We start from the raw sequence: 16,895 nt of genomic DNA, 5'->3' as shown, positions 1-16,895 counted from the left end.
GCTGGAGTGGGCCGGGTGAGGCATCTCATCCGGTGGGCTCGGGGGCATGGCAAGTCGGTGGCCTCGGGGGATACTTCAGGTGACTAACCCCTCGATCCAACGGGAGCAGCGAGCCGATGGGCAGCATCGTCGCGGAGAACCGTAAGAGCCTGATGCTTTTCTCCGGCCGGGGTTTCCCGGAGCTGGCGGAGGAGATCGGCCAGGTGCTGGGCGTGGCGCCGACGCCGTCGGACTCGTACGAGTTCGCGAACGGCGAGATCTTCGTTCGTTTCAAGGATTCGGTTCGTGGTTCGGACGCCTTCGTCGTGCAGTCGATGACGGAGGGGGTGAACCGGTGGGTCATGGAAACGCTGATCATGATCGACGCCCTGAAGCGGGGGTCGGCGAAGCGGATCACCGTGGTGTTGCCGTTCTACCCCTACGCGCGGCAGGACAAGAAGCACCGCGGCCGGGAGCCGATCTCGGCCCGGCTGGTGGCCGACCTGCTGAAGACGGCGGGCGCGAACCGGATTCTCACCGTCGACCTGCACACCGCGCAGATCCAGGGCTTCTTCGACGGGCCGGTGGACCACCTGTTCGCGATGGACATCCTGGCCGAGCACGTGGAGAAGAAGTTCGCGGGCCGGCCGCTGACGGTGGTGGCGCCGGACTCGGGCCGGGTGCGGGTGGCGGAGCGCTGGACGGACCGGCTGGGGGGCTGTCCGCTCGCGTTCATCCACAAGACCCGTGACCCGCTGAAGCCCAACCAGGTGGTGGCGAACCGGGTGGTCGGCGAGGTCGAGGGCCGGGTGTGCCTGATCGTCGACGACATGATCGACACCGGCGGCACGATCACCAAGGCCGCCGACATCCTCTTCGAGGAGAACGCGGCCGATGTGATCGTGGCCTCGACCCACGCGCTGCTGTCCGACCCGGCGACCGAGCGGTTGAAGAACAGCCGGATCAGCGAGCTCGTGGTGACGAACACGCTGCCGCTGCCGCCGGAGAAGCGGCTCGACAAGATCACCGTGTTGTCGATCGCGCCGCTGCTCGCCCGGGCCATCCGCGAGGTCTTCGACGACGGCTCGGTCACCACGCTTTTCGGCGGCTTGAGCTAGAAAGTCCGGTTGCCGGCGATGCAACTTGCATCGCCGGAGTGAACTCGCGCGGGCAGCACGGACCCGCTGGGGAGTCGCTCGGTGTGGCAGGTAAGATGGTGCGGTTGCCACGGCGAGGGTGCCCCGCGGTCTGCTGAGGTTCGCAGCCGCTGGGGGGCACCGTGATCGACGCGGTGCTCCGGGCCTGTGCCCAGCGCGCCTCCCTCTGCCCGGCAGCGCCGACGACGGCCTTCAGCACCTTGGCGGCCGATTACCACGCCGGAACAGCACTGCCGGACCATCGCAGCCCGCCGACTTACGACGCAGCCCGATCGAAGAGTTTCAGGAGTTTCCCCGTGTCCGAGGTAAAGATCAGCGCCGAGCCCCGTACCGAGTTCGGCAAGGGTGGTGCCCGCCGCACGCGCCGGGCCGGTTTGGTGCCCGCCGTGCTGTACGGCCACGGCGAGAAGCCGCAGCACATCGCCCTGCCGGCCCGCGAGTTCGCGGCCGCTATCCGGCACGGCGGCCTCAACCAGGTTTTCACCATCGACATCAACGGCGCGTCGGGCACCACGCTCGCGCTGCCCAAGGCCATCCAGCGTGACCCGGTCAAGGACACGTACGAGCACGTGGACCTGCTGATCGTGAAACGTGGCGAGAAGGTCCAGGTCGACGTCCCGGTGACGCTGACCGGCGAGGCCGCTCGCAACACCCTCGTGGTGAGCGAGTCGACGACCCTGGCGATCGTGGCCGAGGCCATGCACCTCCCGTCCGGCTTCGAGGTCTCGATCGAGGGCCTCGAGGCGGGCGCGCAGGTGACCGCCGGCGACGTGAAGCTGCCGAGCGGTGTCGAGCTCGCGGTCGAGCCCGACTACGTGCTGGCGATCGTCTCCCAGGCGCAGACGGCCGAGCAGCTCGAGGGGGCCGAGGCCACCGAGAGTGCCGAGGCGACCGAGGGCGAGACCGCCGAGGGCGCGTCCGAGGAGTAAATCCGCTTCGGCGGTGCCAAGCAGTGATCAGGGAAAGCGCCCCGGGCGGGCGCTTTCCCTGACGTGTATGTGGAGGGTCTGTGAGCGACGACTCGACGTGGCTGGTGGTCGGCCTGGGCAACCCGGGCAAGGAGTACGCCGGCAACCGGCACAACGTGGGCTTCATGGTGGCCGAGCTGCTGGCGTCCCGGGTGGGCGCGAAGTTCGGCCGGTCGAAGCGCGCGCACGCCGAGGTGGCCGAGGGCCGCCTGGGCTTCGGCGGGCCGAAACTGGTGCTGCTCAAGCCCCTGACGTACATGAACCTGTCCGGCGCGCCGGTGGCTTCGCTGGCGCAGTTCTTCAAGGTGCCGGTGGCGAACGTGATTGCCGTGCATGATGAGCTTGACGTGCCGTACGGGCAGGTGCGGGCCAAGCGGGGCGGCGGCGAGGGCGGCCACAACGGGTTGCGGTCGATGTCGAAGTCGCTGTCCAGCAAGGAGTACGCGCGGGTCCGTTTCGGGATCGGACGGCCGCCGGGCCGGCAGGACCCGGCCGATTACGTGCTGTCCGACTTCTCCGGCGCGGAACGCAAGGAGCTCGAGTTCCTCGTCGACCGGGCCGCGGACGTCGTCGAGGCGGTCGTGCTCGAGGGCGTCGAGTGGGCGCAGAACAAATACCACGGCGGCTGATCCGGCGGGGTCCGAACGGATAGATCCTTTGGGCGGTTTTGTCCGTCTCGCGATCCCGTGACGCTGGCCGCCGTCCGAGCGTTGGTCACTCGTACGCACCGCGCGGTGCGGCGGGCCGGCGTGGCGGGGGGAGGTTCGGGGTGAAGCAGGACCTGTCGGCGGAGCAGGATGCGGTGTTGACCGAGCCGACCGTTCTGCTGCCGGAGATCCGGTCCACCCCGGCCGAGATGCCGCCGGAGGGATACGGCCCGGCGAACCATCCACCGGCCAACCACGGACCACGGCCGCGACCGAACCGGACCGCGAGCCGCAAGCGCAACGCGAAGATCCCGGCGCCGGTGGTGCCGCTGAGCCCGCCGCCCGCGGGAGCCCAGGCCGCACCGGCGCGGCCGAACACGACGAACGAGTCGGCGCGGCCGAAGACGACGAACGAGCAGGCCGCGCCGCCGCGGCCGAAGCCGGACAACGCGCCGCCGCGGTCGGTGCGCGGAGCGCCGGACCGGGAACGCAACCAGGCCGGCGACCGGCGCTGGTCGAAGCGGCGCAACCGGTCGGCGGCGACCAGGCCGGCGGCCCGGCCCTTCGTGCGGGTGCGCGGCCGCCACGCGGCGATGTCCCGGCGTCAGCGGTGGGAGCGCAGCTACGTGCGGGCGCTCGTGCTGTGCGACCTGCTGGCGGGCAGCGCGGCCGGCGCGGTGACGTTCGGGGTGCGCTTCGGCGACGAGGTCACCGCCTACAACCGCGGCTACATGGTGCTGACGGCGCTGCTTCCGGTGCTGCTGCTGGCGGTGCTGGCGGTCTCCCGGGCGTACGAGCGCCGGTTCCTCTTCGTCGGGACCGACGAATACCAGCGGGTCCTCCGCGGCGGGATGGGTCTGATCGCGGGGGCGGCGCTGGTCTCGTACGCGCTCGATCTCGATTTGGCCCGGGGTTATGTTCTCGCCGCCCTGCCGACGGCCGTCGTCTCCGCCGTGGTGCTGCGGTTCGCCCTGCGCAAGCGGCTGCACTGGGCCCGTGCCCGCGGGGAGAGCCTGCGCCGCGTGATACTGGTCGGCCACGAGCTGTCGGTCATCGGGATGGCCCGCCAGCTGCGCCGGGAGCGCTATCACGGCCTCGAGGTGGTGGGCGCGTGCCTGCCGCCGGCGCACGACGGCGCCGGGATGGGCGTGCTGCCGATCTACGGAACGTTCGAGGACGTGGCGAACGCCGTCGATCTCGCCGACGCGGACACGGTGGTGGTGCTGAGCTGCCCGGAGCTGGACGGCGCGCACCTGCGCCGGCTGGCCTGGCGGCTCGAGCGCGACGAGGTCGACCTGGTGGTGGCGAGCGCGCTGGTCGACGTGGCGGGCGCGCGCACCACGATCCGGCCGTTCGACGGGCTGCCCATGCTGCACGTCGAGCACCCACGGCTGCACGGCGGGTCGCGCCTGGTCAAGGACGCGTTCGACCGGATCGGCGCGCTGGCGTTGCTGGCCGCCTTCGGGCCGCTGCTGCTGACCGTCGCACTGTGTGTGCGGATGACCTCGCGCGGGCCGGTACTCTTTCGTCAGGTACGGGTCGGGCGCGACGGCCGCCTGTTCCGCATCTTCAAGTTCCGGAGTATGTACGTCGACGCCGAGGCCCGGCTGGCCGAGCTGCGGCATCTCAACGAGCACGACGGTGTGCTCTTCAAAATCCGCGACGACCCGCGGGTCACCCGGGTGGGCCGGTGGATACGCCGGTTCTCGCTGGACGAGCTTCCGCAGCTGCTGAACGTGGCGCTCGGCCAGATGTCGTTGGTGGGCCCGCGACCGCCGCTGCCGTCGGAGGTGGCCGCGTACGCCGACGACGTGCGGCGCCGTCTGGCCGTGAAACCCGGCATGACGGGCCTTTGGCAGGTTTCCGGACGATCGGACCTGCCGTGGGAGGAAGCCGTCCGGTTGGACCTGCGCTATGTGGAGAACTGGTCGCTCAGTTTGGACCTGGTGATCCTTTTGCGGACGATGACCGCCGTGGTGCGCTCGTCGGGAGCGTACTGAAGTGAGGGAGCCTCCATGACCAGCGAGCGGACAGAGACGTCCCCGCGCATCATCAGCCAGCGGGACGACGCCGCCGGCACGCCCCCGGTGATCGACTCGGCGTTCGCGCGCTGGCTCGCCGACCGGGCGGGGCAACTGTTGCTGCAGGTCCGCGATGAGCTGGGCTACTCGGACGGCAAGGCGCTCAAGACCGCCGGCGACCGCGCCGCCCACGATCTGCTGCGCGCGGAGCTGGCCCGCTGGCGTCCCGCCGACGCGGTGCTCTCCGAGGAGGACGACCACTCCCGGCTCGCCTGGCAGGACGGCGAGCACACGACCGTACGCCCGGAGCGTCTCGGCGCCGGGCGGGTCTGGATCATCGACCCGCTCGACGGCACCCGCGAGTTCTCCGAGGAGGGGCGCACCGACTGGGCCGTGCACGTGGCCCTCTGGACCGCCGAGTCGGCGAGCCCGAGCCACCTGGCGGCGGGCGCGGTGGCGATGCCGGCCCGGCACCGGACGATCGCCACGGATCACGCGCCGGCGTACCCGCCGATGCCGTTGCACGACGACGGCCGCATCCGGATCGCCGCGAGCCGCACCCGCCCGCCGGCCTTTGTGACCGCTCTCGCGGACGACATCGATGCCGAGCTGGTGCCCATGGGATCGGCCGGTGTGAAGATCGCCGCGGTGATAAACGGCGAGGCAGATGCCTATGTGCACGCGGGTGGGCAGTACGAGTGGGACTCCGCCGCCCCGGTCGCTGTGGCGCTGGCCACCGGCCTGCACGCTAGCCGAATCGACGGTTCTGCGCTGAAATACAACGAGGCCGACCCTAAGTTGCCGGACCTCGTGGTGTGCCGTAAGGATCTCGCTCCTCGGTTGCTTGCAGCGTTGCAGCGTCACCTCCCGTCAGAATGACGGTTCACACTTGCAACACGGCCGTAAACCCCCGGAAAGGTCGGGAAACCGCATGAGCCAGGCAGGGCACTACCGCGTCTCGCATCTCGATGCTCTCGAGGCCGAGAGCATCTTCGTCATGCGCGAGGTGATGGCCGAGTTCGAGCGTCCCGTCCTGCTGTTCTCCGGCGGCAAGGACTCGATCGTGATGCTGCGGCTGGCCGAGAAGGCGTTCGCGCCGGCCCGCATCCCGTTCCCGGTCATGCACGTCGACACCGGCCACAACTTCGGCGAGGTCCTCGAGTTCCGCGACACCCGGGTCGCCGCGCTCGGCCTCAACCTGGTGGTCGCCAGCGTGCAGGAGGCGATCGACACCGGCCTGGTCCGCGAGCTTCCCGACGGCACGCGCAACCGGATCCAGACGCCGGTGCTGCTGAACGCCGTCGAGAAGTACCGGTTCGACGCGCTGTTCGGCGGCGCCCGCCGGGACGAGGAGAAGGCCCGGGCCAAGGAGCGGATGTTCAGCTTCCGCGACGAGTTCGGCCAGTGGGACCCGAAGAACCAGCGTCCCGAGCTGTGGGCGCTCTACAACGGGCGGCACCACCCGGGCGAGTCGATCCGGGTGTTCCCGCTGTCGAACTGGACCGAGCTCGACGTGTGGCACTACATCGCCCGGGAGAACATCCCGCTGCCGAGCATCTACTACGCCCACGACCGCGAGGTCGTCGAGCGCAACGGCATGTTCTACGCGGTCAACGAGTTCATCAAGCTGCGCGACGGCGAGACCAGCGAGGTGCGACGGGTGCGCTACCGCACGGTCGGCGACGCCTCGCAGACCGCCGCGGTGCTGTCCGACGCGGACACGGTGGAGAAGGTGATCGACGAGGTCGCCGCCACCCGGATCACCGAGCGCGGCGCCACCCGCGGCGACGACAAGGTCAGCGAAGCAGCGATGGAAGACCGCAAGCGAGAGGGTTACTTCTGATGAGTCAGGCCGTCCTGGAGAATGAGACGGCGCCGCCGGCGCGCATGGACCTGCTGCGGTTCGCCACCGCGGGCAGCGTCGACGACGGCAAGTCGACCCTGATCGGGCGTCTCCTCTACGACACGAAGACGATCTTCGCCGACCAGCTCGAGGCGGTCGAGGCGGCCAGCGCGTCCCGCGGCGACGAGTACACCAACCTGGCGCTGCTCACCGACGGCCTGCGGGCCGAGCGGGAGCAGGGCATCACGATCGACGTCGCGTACCGCTACTTCGCCACCCCGCGGCGGAAGTTCATCATCGCCGACACCCCCGGGCACATCCAGTACACCCGGAACATGGTCACCGGCGCCTCCACCGCCGACCTGGCGCTGATCCTGGTCGACGCGCGGAAGGGCCTGGTCGAGCAGTCCCGCCGGCACGCGTTCCTGACGTCGCTGCTGCGGGTGCCGCACCTGGTGCTGTGCATCAACAAGATGGACCTGGTCGACTGGGACAAGGCGGTCTACGACAAGATCGCCGACGAGTTCACCTCGTTCGCGGCCAAGCTCGAGATCACCGATCTCACGATCATCCCGGTCTCGGCGCTGAACGGCGACAACATCGCCTCGCGCTCGGAGAACAGCCCCTGGTACGAGGGCCCGTCGCTGCTGCATCACCTGGAGCACGTGCACATCGCCTCGGACCGCAACCTGGTCGACGTGCGGTTCCCGGTGCAGTACGTGATCCGCCCGCAGTCGACCACGGTCACCGACTACCGCGGCTACGCCGGACAGGTCGCCTCGGGCGTGCTCAAGCCCGGCGACGAGGTGATGGTCCTGCCCTCGGGCCTGCACAGCACCATCGCGGCGATCGACACCGCCGACGGCCCGGTCGCGGAGGCGTTCCCGCCGATGTCGGTCACCGTCCGGCTGGCCGACGAGATCGACATCTCCCGTGGCGACCTGATCTGCCGGCCGCACAACGCGCCGGCCGTCGCCCAGGACATCGAGGCGATGGTCTGCTGGATGGACGAGACGGCCCCGCTGCGGGTCGGCGGCAAGTACGCCATCAAGCACACCACCCGGACGGCCCGCACGGTCGTCCGCGGGCTGCAGTACCGCCTCGACGTGAACACCCTGCACCGCGACGACAAGGCCGGCGAGCTTCAGCTCAACGAGATCGGCCGGGTCAAGCTGCGCACCACCGTGCCGCTGCTCGCCGACGAGTACCGCCGCAACCGCACCACGGGTGGCTTCGTCCTCATCGACGAGAGCACCAACCGTACGGTCGGCGCCGGGATGATCATCGAGGCTCAGTAAGGCGTTCCTGCAGCGTCGCCCAGACCACCTTGCCGGTCCGCGTGGGCAGCCAGCCCCACGCGGCCGCGGTGGCCGCCACCACCCGCATGCCCCGGCCCCGCTCGTCGAGCGGCCGGCCCCGCATCGGCCGGGCCGGCTTGAGCAGTCGGGGCGGCGCGGCCACGCCGTCCGAGACGGTCAGATGGATGCCGTTGCCGCGCAGGCCGGCCGCCACCGTGATGGTGGTCCGCGCGTGCTCGATCGCGTTGGTGACCAGCTCCGACATCACCTGCCGGCTCGGGTGCAGCAACTCCGGCCGGCCCCACGCCAGGCAGGCGTCGCCGACCAGGTTGCGGGCCATGCTCGGCGACTCCGGATCCGGCGGCAGGATCGCCATCACCCGCTCGGTCAGCGGCAGCCGGCCGGCGATCGCCACCCGGGCCTGGCGCACCCGCGCGTAGACCGGCAGGAAGCGGGGCGCGCCGAGCCGCTGGAGGCGGTCGGCGAGCGGCAGCCGCGGCGGCACGCACAGGGCCAGCTGGACGCCCGGCTCGCGGGCGAAGGCGCTGCTGCGGGCCGCCATCCACGTCGGCGCGCTCACGCTCTGCGGGTCGTCGAGGTCGGTCAGGTCGATGATGAGCGCCTCGGGATGCTCGGCGAGGCACTTCTCGAGCACGGTGCGGACCTGGCGCCGCAGCGGGCGGTCCCAGCGGCCCCGCACGGTCATGAGGGCCACCGCGGCGTCGAGGTCGCCCTCGATCCGGACCTCGGGTGGACACGCTGCGCTTACGGACATGCCGTCACGGTAACCGCGCCGGGGGAATCTCCTGGGTGACGGTAGCCCGCGCGGGTGATCGGATTTAAGTCCTGCAACGTTGTAAAGTCCTGCCGTGCCGCCCGGCCTGAAGGACGTCGCCGCCCGGGCCGGTGTGTCGATCAAGACGGTGTCCAATGTCGTCAACGGCTACGTGCACGTCGCGCCGCTGACCCGGGCCCGGGTCCAGGCCGCGATCGACGCCCTCGGCTACGTGCCCAACTCCGCCGCGCGCCGCCTGCGCGGCGGGCGCTCCGGCGTGGTCGCGCTCGCCGTCCCCGAGCTGCGCTCGCCCTACTTCGCCGAGCTCGCCGGGCAGATCGTGCGGGCGGCCGAGCCGCGCGGCTGGACCGTGCTGATCGACCAGACCGGCGGCCGCGGGGACCGGGAGCGCGACATCGTCGCCGGCCTGCGCCGGCACGCGATCGACGGGCTGATCCTCAGCCCGGTAGAGATCCCGGCCGGCGATCTCAGCCGGCGGCACGGGGTGCCGGCCGTGCTGCTGGGCGAGCGGATCCGGGACGGGCCGGCCGACCACGTGGCGATCGACACCGCGGCCGCGGCCACCGAGGCCACCCGCCACCTGCTGCGCCTCGGCCGGCGCCGGATCGCCGCGATCGGCGTGCCGGACGGGCCGTCGGCGGTCACCCGGCGGCTGCGACTGGCCGGCTACCGGTCGGCGCTGGCCGAGGCCGGGATCGCACCCGACCCGGGGCTGGAGACGCCGGCCGGCGGCGTGCGGCGGGCCGACGGCGCGGCGGCGATGGCGTGGCTGCTCGATTCCGGCCGGCGGCCGGACGCGGTCTTCTGCTTCACCGACCTGCTCGCCCTCGGCGCCGTCCGCACGCTGCTGGAGCGCGGCGCGGACGTGCCCGGCGACATCGCGGTGATCGGCACCGACGGCCTCGAGGAGGGCCGGTTCAGCACGCCGTCGCTGAGCACGGTCGACCCGGACACCGAGCGGATCGCGCAGCTCGCCGTCGACCTGCTGGCCGAGCGGCTCGGCGAGATCGACGGCGCGGCGACGCCGGCGCCGCCGCGCCAGATCTGCGTCGAGCACCGCCTGATCGCCCGGGAGAGCACCCTCGGGCGCCCCTAGGACTCGTCGTCGTCCTCGTGGTCGCGGTCGGTGGCCTCTTCGATCGCGTGGGTGATCGCGCCGGTGAGGTCGCCGGACGGCACCGCGATGCTCTCGCCGTCGACCTCCTCGGCCGGGCGGCGGTCGGGCTCCGGCTCGGGCGCCGTGGCGCCGCCGGAGAACCCGAACTCGTTGGGCTGGTCCGTTTCGCGAGTCATACCGTCCTGGTTACCCGGCGGAAAGCCGTTTCAAAGCTTTCCCGCGCCCGGGCCGGCCGTGGCGATCCAGCAGGTGGGGGCCGTGAAGCCGGCGTCCGCGTAGGCGGCCTCGACGGCCTCGATGGTGGCGTCCGCCCGATCGGTGTCGATCAGGGCGAGGACGCAGCCGCCGAACCCGCCGCCGGTCATCCGCGCGCCGTGCGCCCCGGCCGACAGCGCCGACTCGACGGCGAGGTCGATCGGGGCGACCGTGATCTCGAAGTCGTCCCGCATCGAGGCGTGCGACGCGGTCAGCAGCGGGCCGATCTCGCGCACCCGGCCGTCCTGCAGCAGCGCCACCGTGTCGAGCACGCGCTGGTCCTCGGTGACGATGTGCCGCACCCGGCGGCGCATCACGCCGTCGTCGCCGTCGTCGAGCCTGTCCAGGGCCGCGGCCAGGCCGTCGAGCGGCACGTCGCGCAGCGCGGGGACGCCCAGGATGCGGGCCGCCTCCTCGCACGACTTGCGGCGGGCGCCGTACTCGCCGTCGACGTGCTGGTGCGGGGCATTGCTGTTGATCACCAGGATGGCCAGGCCGGCGGCGGCCAGGTCGAACGGGATCTGCTCGACCTCGTAGGTGCGGCAGTCGAGGAACAGCGCGTGGCCCTCGAGGCACCGGATCGACGCCGACTGGTCGAGGATGCCGGTGGGGGCGCCCACGTACACGTTCTCGGCCCGCTGGGCCAGCGCGGGGCGCCGCTCGACCGGCAGATCGAGGCCGCCCAGGTCGACCAGCGCGGTCAGCACCGAGGACTCGAGCGCGGCCGAGGAGGACAGGCCGGAGCCGACCGGCACCTCGGAGTCGAGCGCGATGCGCGCGCCCGGCACGTCGAAGCCGGCGTCCCGCAGCGACCAGACGATGCCGGCCACGTAGGCCGCCCAGCCGGTCACGCCGCCCGGCTCGGTCTCGCCGAAGGTGACCGTGCCGTCCTCGAACGTCGAGCAGACGGTCCACTCCCCGGCGGGGGCCGGACCGACCGCCGCCGTCGTGCGCTGCGGCAGCGCGAACGGGAGCACGAAGCCCTCGTTGTAGTCGGTGTGCTCGCCGATCAGGTTGACCCGGCCGGGCGCGAACCACAGGCCGGCCGGCTCGGTCCCGAACTCCTTGCGGAACAGGTCCGCGGCGCTCATGCGACGTGCGAGCGGTAGAAGGTCCAGGCGTCGCCGATCATCGCCTGGAGCGTGTTCTTCGCCGGCACCCAGCCGAGCTCGTCCCGGGCCTTGGCCGACGACGCCACCAGCGTGGCCGGGTCGCCCTCGCGGCGCGGCGCGAGCTCGGCCGGCAGCTCGGCGCCGGTGACCTCGCGGGCCACCTCGACGACCTGCTTGTTGGAGAAGCCGTTGCCGTTGCCCAGGTTGTAGATGCGGTGCTCGCCCGGGGTGGCCGCGTCCAGCGCCAGCAGGTGCGCGCGGGCCAGGTCCTCGACGTGGATGTAGTCGCGCACGCAGGTGCCGTCGACCGTCGGGTAGTCGTCGCCGAACAGCTGGAGCTTGGCCCGCTTGCCGGCGGCCACCTGAAGCGCGATCGGGATCAGGTGCGTCTCGGGGTCGTGCCGCTCGCCGATCTCGTAGCCGTCCCGGATGTACGCCCCCGCGACGTTGAAGTAGCGCAGCGAGACCGCGGCCAGCTTGTGCGCGAACGCCTCCGAGGTCAGCGCGTGGTCGAAGGTCAGCTTGGTGGCGCCGTACGTGTTCGTCGGGGCCTTCGCCGCGGACTCGGTGATCGGCAGCTCGACCGGGTTGCCGTAGACGGCGGCCGTCGAGGAGAAGATGAACCGCGGCACCCGGGCCGCGCGCACCGCGTCGAGCAGCGCCAGCGACTTGACCACGTTGTCGTGCCAGTAGAGCTCGGGCTTGACCATCGACTCGCCGGCCGCGATCAGGCCCGCGAAGTGCAGCACCGCGTCGAACCCGGCCTCGGGGGTGAGCACCTCGGCGGCGTCGCGGATGTCCTTCTCCACGAAGTTGGCATCCGGCGCGACGGCCGCCCGGAAGCCCGTGCTGAGATTGTCGAGCACGACGACCTCGTGCCCCGCGTCGAGCAGCAGCCGGCTGGTGACGCTGCCGACATAGCCGGCGCCCCCGGTGACGAGCAGTTTCACGGTGGTCTCGACCCTCTCGCTAGGCTTCTAGGGCAAGTCTGGCGCTAAAACGATCACAAGTCAACAGAAATGAACATAGACTCTCATGTGATCTAGCGGTGATCCCGTCACGGGAGTGGCCACGGGGGCGTTGGCCATCCAGTAACCACGACTGACAGAATGGCCCTCATGTCCGACGCCGCCCGCCGACCCCGCGTGCTCTCCGGCATTCAGCCGACCGCCGACTCGTTCCACCTCGGCAACTATCTGGGCGCGGTGCGCAACTGGGTGTCGTTGCAGGACACGCACGACGCGTTCTACTGCGTGGTCGACCTGCACGCGATCACGATGGGGCACGACCCGATCGCCTTGCGGAACCGCACCCGCATCTCGGCCGCCCAGCTGCTCGCCGTCGGCCTCGACCCCGAGCGCTGCACGCTGTTCGTCCAGTCGCACGTGCCCGAGCACGCCCAGCTCGCCTGGGTGCTCAGCTGCATCACCGGCTTCGGCGAGGCCGGTCGCATGGTCCAGTTCAAGGACAAGTCGGCCAAGGCCGCCGACACGACGACCGTCGGGCTGTTCACCTACCCGATCCTGCAGGCCGCCGACATCCTGCTCTACCAGGCCGACCAGGTCCCGGTCGGGGAAGACCAGCGGCAGCACCTCGAGCTCACCCGCGACCTGGCGCAGCGGTTCAATACGCGCTACGGCTCGACGTTCACGGTCCCGTCGGCGTACATCGTCCGCGACACCGCGAAGATCACCGACCTGCAGGACCCGACCGCGAAGATGTCCAAGTCGGCGTCCTCGCCGAACGGCATCATCGAGCTGCTCGAGGAGCCGGCCCGCTCGGCCAAGAAGATCAAGTCGGCGGTCACCGACGCCGGGCGCGAGATCCTCTACGACGAGGAGAACAAGCCGGGCGTCAGCAACCTGCTCACGATCTACGCGGCGCTCACCAACCGGGCCATCGACGAGCTTCTCGAGATGTACGAGGGCCGCGGCTACGGCGACCTCAAGAAGGATCTCGCCGAGATCGTCGTCGAGTTCGTGAAGCCGATCCAGGAGCGCACCCGGGCCTACCTCGAGGACCCCGGCTACCTCGACAAGGTGCTCGCCGTCGGGGCCGAGAAGGCGCGCGCCGTCTCGGCGGCCACGCTCGCCACGGCGTACCAGAACGTGGGCTTCCTCAGCCCGGCCCGCGAGGCCTGATCGCCGTGGCCGCGACCACGCGGATCGGCGTCGCGATCGACATCCCGCAGCCGTGGGGCGATCAGCTCACCCGCCGGCGGGCCGAGGCCGGTGACCCGCAGGCCGCCTACACGCCGGCGCACGTCACGCTGCTCGGTCCGACCGAGGTGGACGGCGCCGCGCTGCCGGCGATCGAGCGGCACCTGGAGAAGGTGGCGGCGGCCCAGCAGCCGTTCACCATCCACCTGCGCGGCACCGGCACGTTCCGGCCGATCACCGAGGTGGTCTTCGTGACGCTCGCGGTCGGCATCAGCGAGTGCGAGCTGCTGGCCGAGGCGATCACCTCGGCCGAGGACATCGACCGGGACTCGCGGTTCCCGTACCACCCGCACGTGACGGTCGCCCAGGACGTACCGGCCGAGCAGCTGGACGCGGTCTTCGAGGACCTCGCCGGCTTCTCGGCCAAGTTCCACGTCACCTCGTTCACGCTGTTCTCGCACGGTGGCGAGGGCCCCTGGCGACCGCGCCGCGACTTCCCGCTCGGTGCTTGAGCTGACCCGCGGCGGAAAACCCCAGATGGCAAAGCATGGGAAGTTTCCCAACCCGTGATTTCGGTTACGGTGCGCGCGTGAACCCGATCGATCGCGCCTACGAGGCCGCCGAGGCGCGCATCCTGCGGTTACGGATCAGATCTCGCTATTTCGACCACTTCAGCCGGGCGCTGATCCGCTTCTGGGACGTGCAGGGTGGACGGCTGGCCGCCGCCATCGCGTACTACGGCTTCTTCGCGATCTTCGCGCTGCTGCTGATCGGGTACTCGATCTTCGGGATCCTGCTCACCAACAACAAAGAGCTGTTCGACATCGTCCGCGACTTCCTCGCCGAGAACCTGCCGTTCATCGAGCCCGAGGCGATCCTCTCCAGCGGCAAGACCGTCGGCATCGTCGGCATCATCGGCCTGACCTTCACCGGCATCGGCTGGGTCGAGTCGATCCGCTCCTCGCAGCGGCTCATCTGGCGCGTTCCCGAACAACCCGGCTACATCGGCGTACGCCAGGCGCTCGATCTCGTGGTCCTGATCGGCATCCTGCTGCTGCTCGCCCTCTCCCAGCTCGCCGTCTACGGCCTGGAGAAGGTGCTCAACTGGCTGGCCGACGGCCTCATCCAGTCCGCGGTCAGCCTGCTGCTGACGATCGCGGTCAACATGCTGCTGGCGGCGGCGCTGCTGGCGGCCGTGCCCCGGCTGCGGATGACCGTGCGCCGGATCGCCCCGCCGGTGCTCCAGGTCGGCATCGGCATCACCCTGCTCAACACCGTCGGCAAGTCCTTCGTCGGGCTGGTGCAGCGCAATCCGGCATATGGGCTCGTCGGCTCGGCCGTCGGCGTACTGGTCTACCTCTATGTCTTCAACCAGTTGTTGCTGTTCGGAGCGGCCTGGGCGGCGACCAGCCCGCACGGCCGGGTGGTCGACCTGTCAGCTGACGATAAAAATGCCCCCGTGGGGCAAAACACCTGGATTCGGCACAGCCACCCGGAATGATGTGCCCGTGGGCACTCTGGTGACACTTGACCTGCCGGCGAACTCGCCGGTGGCCGACCTTCCCTGGGTCATCACGATCGGGTCGCTGGGCGACGAGGAAGACTGGGAACCGATCGTCTGCGGCCCCTACGAACGGGCGCACGCGCTCGCCCTCGCCCAGGCCGTGGTGGCCGACGAGGAGCTGATGGCGGTGGTCGAGCCGCTGCTGCCCCGCCCCGACGCCGAGGCGATCCGCGACGAGATCGAGCTGGCCCGGGCCGCGGTGGAAGGGCCCGGCGAGGCCGGGAACGGCGACGAAGATCTCGAGACCCGGCACGTACGCCCGGGGCGCGCGCCGACCGAGGGGGAGGTGCGCGCCGGCTGGGCCCGGATCGCCGAGCGCCTCACCGCTTGAGCAGCGTGCGGATCCCGTCCAGATAGGTCTCCTTGTCGGGAACGCCGGTCAGCAGGCGCTGCAGCGCGTATCCCGGCAGGAACCCGTAGTACGCCGTGGTGGTGGCCGCGATGTCGGTGCCCGGCGGCAGCTCGCCGCTCTCGACCGCGTTGGCGACCAGCGCCCCGATGCTGTCCCGCAGCGACTCGTACCGCTCCTTGACGATCGCGCCGATCGTCGGGTCGAGCGTGGCCTCGGCCCACACCTGCAGGGCGATCGGCAGGAAGCCGCCCGGCCCCATCTGGCGGTCGACCTCGTCGAGGACCAGCGACATCGAGTCGATCAGCGGCAGCCGCCGGACGGCCACCTCGTCGATGTGCTGCTGGATGCCGCCGACGACGGTGCCGGCGATGGCGCTGATGATCTCGTTCTTGGACTTGAAGTAGCGGTAGACCGCGCCCACCGACAGGCCGGCCTCCTGGATCAGGTCCTGCATCGAGGTGTTGTGCAGGCCCTTGCTCAGGAAGCAGACGCGGGCCGCGGCCAGGATCTGCTCCCGGCGGGCGGTCAGGTGTTGTTCGGAGACTCGTGGCACGACCCACATTCTAAAACGAGCGTTCGTTCTTGACTCGATCTCGTGTCCGGCGTCATGCTGTGCGCATAAAAGAACGAGCATTCGTTTTAGGAGAACGACATGCGCCGCAACTTCCTGGCCCTCGGCGTCCTCATCGCGATCGCGGTGGTCGCCGCACAGGCCCTGCTCATTCCGTTGTTCGCCGCTCCGGCCGCGAACCTGGCGCCGCGCGACCTCCCGCTGGCCGTGGCCGGTCCGCCGCAGGTCGCGCAGAAGCTGGCGGCCGAGCACCCGGGCGCCTTCGCGATCACTTCGGTGCCCGATGCGGCGACGGCCGACCAAAAGATCAAGGACCGGCAGGTGTACGGGGCGATCATCGTCACCGCGGCCGGACCCGAGCTCCACATCGCGTCCGCCGCCAGCCCCACCGTGGCCCAGCTGCTCACCCAGGCCGTGGGTAGCGGCACAGTGCGTGATGTGGTCCCGGTCGACCCGGACGACCCGCGCGGCGCCGGCTTCGGCGCCGGGTTCCTGCCGCTGGCCATCACCAGCCTGCTCGCCGGCGTGCTGGTCTACTTCTTCGTGCCGCGCCGCTCGGCCCGCCTGGTCGCGTTGCTGACCTTCGCCGCCCTGGCCGGGGTGGCCGGCGCCGGCGTGCTGGTCGGCTGGCTGGCGATCCTGCCCGGCGCCTACTGGGCCGTGGCCGGGGTGCTGGCGCTGGTCACGCTCGCGATCTCGGCGGCCGTGAGCGGGGTGGCCGCGCTGATCGGCCGCGAGGGCCTCGGGCTCGGGGCGGTCGTGGTGTTCCTGGTCGGCAACGCCCTCTCCGGCATCGCGGCGGCGCCCGAGCTCCTGCCGCAGCCGTGGGGCGAGATCGGCCAGTGGCTCCCGATCGGGGCCGGCGGCACGCTGCTGCGGTCGGTGGCCTATTTCGACGGTCGTGGGGCTGCCTTCGCGGCGACGGTGCTCAGCGCGTACGCGATCGGGGGCCTGTTCTTGATCTTGATCGGTCGCCAGGGGCTGGCGAAGAAGCCGGTGAGCGCGCCGGTCGAGGCCGCACCGGAGCTGGTGACGGCACACTGAGATAGTGGGCCC

The 16,895-nt window shown here is 70.9% G+C and carries 18 protein-coding genes; 13 read left to right on the top strand and 5 right to left on the bottom strand.

Translation table 11 applies throughout. From position 1 onward, the window contains the following. Positions 1–116: 116 nt before the first annotated feature. From ACZ6TB_RS28445 to ACZ6TB_RS28415, 7 genes are all read left to right on the top strand, one after another. Positions 117–1,097 carry a ribose-phosphate diphosphokinase gene (locus tag ACZ6TB_RS28445; RefSeq protein ID WP_465558789.1) on the top strand — a complete coding sequence of 327 codons (981 nt, stop codon included), beginning with the start codon at positions 117–119 and terminating at the stop codon, positions 1,095–1,097. Positions 1,098–1,432: 335 nt separating this feature from the next. Continuing rightward, a complete protein-coding gene (locus tag ACZ6TB_RS28440) occupies positions 1,433–2,065 on the top strand; it encodes a 50S ribosomal protein L25/general stress protein Ctc (RefSeq protein WP_465558788.1) in 633 nt (210 codons plus the stop codon). A gap of 80 nt (positions 2,066–2,145) precedes the next feature. Beyond that, on the top strand, positions 2,146–2,733 hold the full coding sequence (pth, locus tag ACZ6TB_RS28435) for an aminoacyl-tRNA hydrolase (RefSeq protein WP_465558786.1): 588 nt from the start codon (positions 2,146–2,148) through the stop codon (positions 2,731–2,733). Between the two features lie 611 nt (positions 2,734–3,344). Further along, a complete protein-coding gene (locus ACZ6TB_RS28430) occupies positions 3,345–4,751 on the top strand; it encodes a sugar transferase (protein ID WP_465559263.1) in 1,407 nt (468 codons plus the stop codon). 15 nt (positions 4,752–4,766) lie between these two features. Continuing rightward, positions 4,767–5,651, top strand: a complete 885-nt coding sequence (locus ACZ6TB_RS28425) for a 3'(2'),5'-bisphosphate nucleotidase CysQ (protein WP_465558785.1) — start codon at positions 4,767–4,769, stop codon at positions 5,649–5,651. Positions 5,652–5,703: 52 nt separating this feature from the next. Continuing rightward, entirely contained in the window at positions 5,704–6,615 is a 912-nt protein-coding gene (gene cysD / locus ACZ6TB_RS28420; protein WP_465558783.1) for a sulfate adenylyltransferase subunit CysD, read from the top strand. Further along, the gene (locus ACZ6TB_RS28415; protein ID WP_465558781.1) at positions 6,615–7,913 is read left to right on the top strand and encodes a sulfate adenylyltransferase subunit 1; all 1,299 of its coding nucleotides are present in this window, start codon (positions 6,615–6,617) and stop codon (positions 7,911–7,913) included. The genes cysD and ACZ6TB_RS28415 overlap by 1 nt, the downstream gene beginning before the upstream one ends. On the opposite strand, the gene ACZ6TB_RS28410 is transcribed toward ACZ6TB_RS28415, so the two are convergent. Further along, complete coding sequence (locus ACZ6TB_RS28410; RefSeq protein ID WP_465558779.1) at positions 7,897–8,688, bottom strand: ATP-binding protein; 792 nt, start codon at positions 8,686–8,688, stop codon at positions 7,897–7,899. The genes ACZ6TB_RS28415 and ACZ6TB_RS28410 overlap by 17 nt on opposite strands. A gap of 94 nt (positions 8,689–8,782) precedes the next feature. On the opposite strand from ACZ6TB_RS28410, the gene ACZ6TB_RS28405 reads away from it, so the two are divergent. Next, complete coding sequence (locus tag ACZ6TB_RS28405) at positions 8,783–9,805, top strand: LacI family DNA-binding transcriptional regulator (protein WP_465558777.1); 1,023 nt, start codon at positions 8,783–8,785, stop codon at positions 9,803–9,805. Here ACZ6TB_RS28405 and ACZ6TB_RS28400 read toward each other — a convergent pair. From ACZ6TB_RS28400 to galE, 3 genes are read right to left on the bottom strand one after another with little or no spacing between them, the layout of a single operon-like run. Beyond that, positions 9,802–10,002, bottom strand: coding sequence for a hypothetical protein (locus ACZ6TB_RS28400; RefSeq protein WP_465558775.1), 201 nt, complete (start codon positions 10,000–10,002; stop codon positions 9,802–9,804). The two genes, ACZ6TB_RS28405 and ACZ6TB_RS28400, sit on opposite strands and share 4 nt — an antisense overlap. Before the next feature lie 30 nt (positions 10,003–10,032). Next, entirely contained in the window at positions 10,033–11,172 is a 1,140-nt protein-coding gene (gene galK, locus ACZ6TB_RS28395; RefSeq protein ID WP_465558773.1) for a galactokinase, read from the bottom strand. Next, positions 11,169–12,143, bottom strand: coding sequence for a UDP-glucose 4-epimerase GalE (gene galE, locus ACZ6TB_RS28390; protein WP_465558771.1), 975 nt, complete (start codon positions 12,141–12,143; stop codon positions 11,169–11,171). Before galE ends, galK begins: the two co-directional genes overlap by 4 nt. Positions 12,144–12,311: 168 nt before the next feature. On the opposite strand from galE, the gene trpS reads away from it, so the two are divergent. From trpS to ACZ6TB_RS28370, 4 genes are all read left to right on the top strand, one after another. Further along, positions 12,312–13,334: a tryptophan--tRNA ligase gene (gene trpS / locus ACZ6TB_RS28385; RefSeq protein ID WP_465558769.1), complete on the top strand. Its 1,023-nt coding sequence runs from the start codon at positions 12,312–12,314 to the stop codon at positions 13,332–13,334. Further along, on the top strand, positions 13,331–13,864 hold the full coding sequence (locus ACZ6TB_RS28380) for a 2'-5' RNA ligase family protein (RefSeq protein ID WP_465559260.1): 534 nt from the start codon (positions 13,331–13,333) through the stop codon (positions 13,862–13,864). The genes trpS and ACZ6TB_RS28380 overlap by 4 nt, the downstream gene beginning before the upstream one ends. Positions 13,865–13,941: 77 nt before the next feature. After that, positions 13,942–14,853 carry a YihY/virulence factor BrkB family protein gene (locus ACZ6TB_RS28375; protein WP_465558767.1) on the top strand — a complete coding sequence of 304 codons (912 nt, stop codon included), beginning with the start codon at positions 13,942–13,944 and terminating at the stop codon, positions 14,851–14,853. Between the two features lie 7 nt (positions 14,854–14,860). Then, complete coding sequence (locus ACZ6TB_RS28370; protein WP_465558765.1) at positions 14,861–15,247, top strand: hypothetical protein; 387 nt, start codon at positions 14,861–14,863, stop codon at positions 15,245–15,247. On the opposite strand, the gene ACZ6TB_RS28365 is transcribed toward ACZ6TB_RS28370, so the two are convergent. Then, a complete protein-coding gene (locus tag ACZ6TB_RS28365; RefSeq protein ID WP_465558763.1) occupies positions 15,237–15,830 on the bottom strand; it encodes a TetR/AcrR family transcriptional regulator in 594 nt (197 codons plus the stop codon). The two genes, ACZ6TB_RS28370 and ACZ6TB_RS28365, sit on opposite strands and share 11 nt — an antisense overlap. 90 nt (positions 15,831–15,920) lie before the next feature. Between ACZ6TB_RS28365 and ACZ6TB_RS28360 the strand changes: the two genes are divergently transcribed. Then, positions 15,921–16,883, top strand: coding sequence for a hypothetical protein (locus ACZ6TB_RS28360; protein ID WP_465558761.1), 963 nt, complete (start codon positions 15,921–15,923; stop codon positions 16,881–16,883). The last annotated feature ends 12 nt before the right edge of the window (positions 16,884–16,895 follow it).

The sequence above is a fragment of the Actinoplanes sp. NPDC051537 genome (assembly GCF_055586105.1).
This window is presented reverse-complemented; position numbering and strand designations above follow the sequence as displayed.

Excerpts from the sequence above, each read along its gene's own strand:
- trpS (WP_465558769.1), top strand. The coding sequence starts at position 12,312 with ATGTCCGACGCCGCCCGCCGACCCCGCGTGCTCTCCGGCATTCAGCCG.
- ACZ6TB_RS28415 (WP_465558781.1), top strand. The coding sequence starts at position 6,615 with ATGAGTCAGGCCGTCCTGGAGAATGAGACGGCGCCGCCGGCGCGCATG.
- cysD (WP_465558783.1), top strand. The coding sequence starts at position 5,704 with ATGAGCCAGGCAGGGCACTACCGCGTCTCGCATCTCGATGCTCTCGAG.
- ACZ6TB_RS28365 (WP_465558763.1), bottom strand. The coding sequence starts at position 15,830 with ATGTGGGTCGTGCCACGAGTCTCCGAACAACACCTGACCGCCCGCCGG.
- ACZ6TB_RS28410 (WP_465558779.1), bottom strand. The coding sequence starts at position 8,688 with ATGTCCGTAAGCGCAGCGTGTCCACCCGAGGTCCGGATCGAGGGCGAC.
- galK (WP_465558773.1), bottom strand. The coding sequence starts at position 11,172 with ATGAGCGCCGCGGACCTGTTCCGCAAGGAGTTCGGGACCGAGCCGGCC.
- ACZ6TB_RS28430 (WP_465559263.1), top strand. The coding sequence starts at position 3,345 with ATGTCCCGGCGTCAGCGGTGGGAGCGCAGCTACGTGCGGGCGCTCGTG.
- ACZ6TB_RS28425 (WP_465558785.1), top strand. The coding sequence starts at position 4,767 with ATGACCAGCGAGCGGACAGAGACGTCCCCGCGCATCATCAGCCAGCGG.
- ACZ6TB_RS28360 (WP_465558761.1), top strand. The coding sequence starts at position 15,921 with ATGCGCCGCAACTTCCTGGCCCTCGGCGTCCTCATCGCGATCGCGGTG.
- ACZ6TB_RS28400 (WP_465558775.1), bottom strand. The coding sequence starts at position 10,002 with ATGACTCGCGAAACGGACCAGCCCAACGAGTTCGGGTTCTCCGGCGGC.
- ACZ6TB_RS28445 (WP_465558789.1), top strand. The coding sequence starts at position 117 with ATGGGCAGCATCGTCGCGGAGAACCGTAAGAGCCTGATGCTTTTCTCC.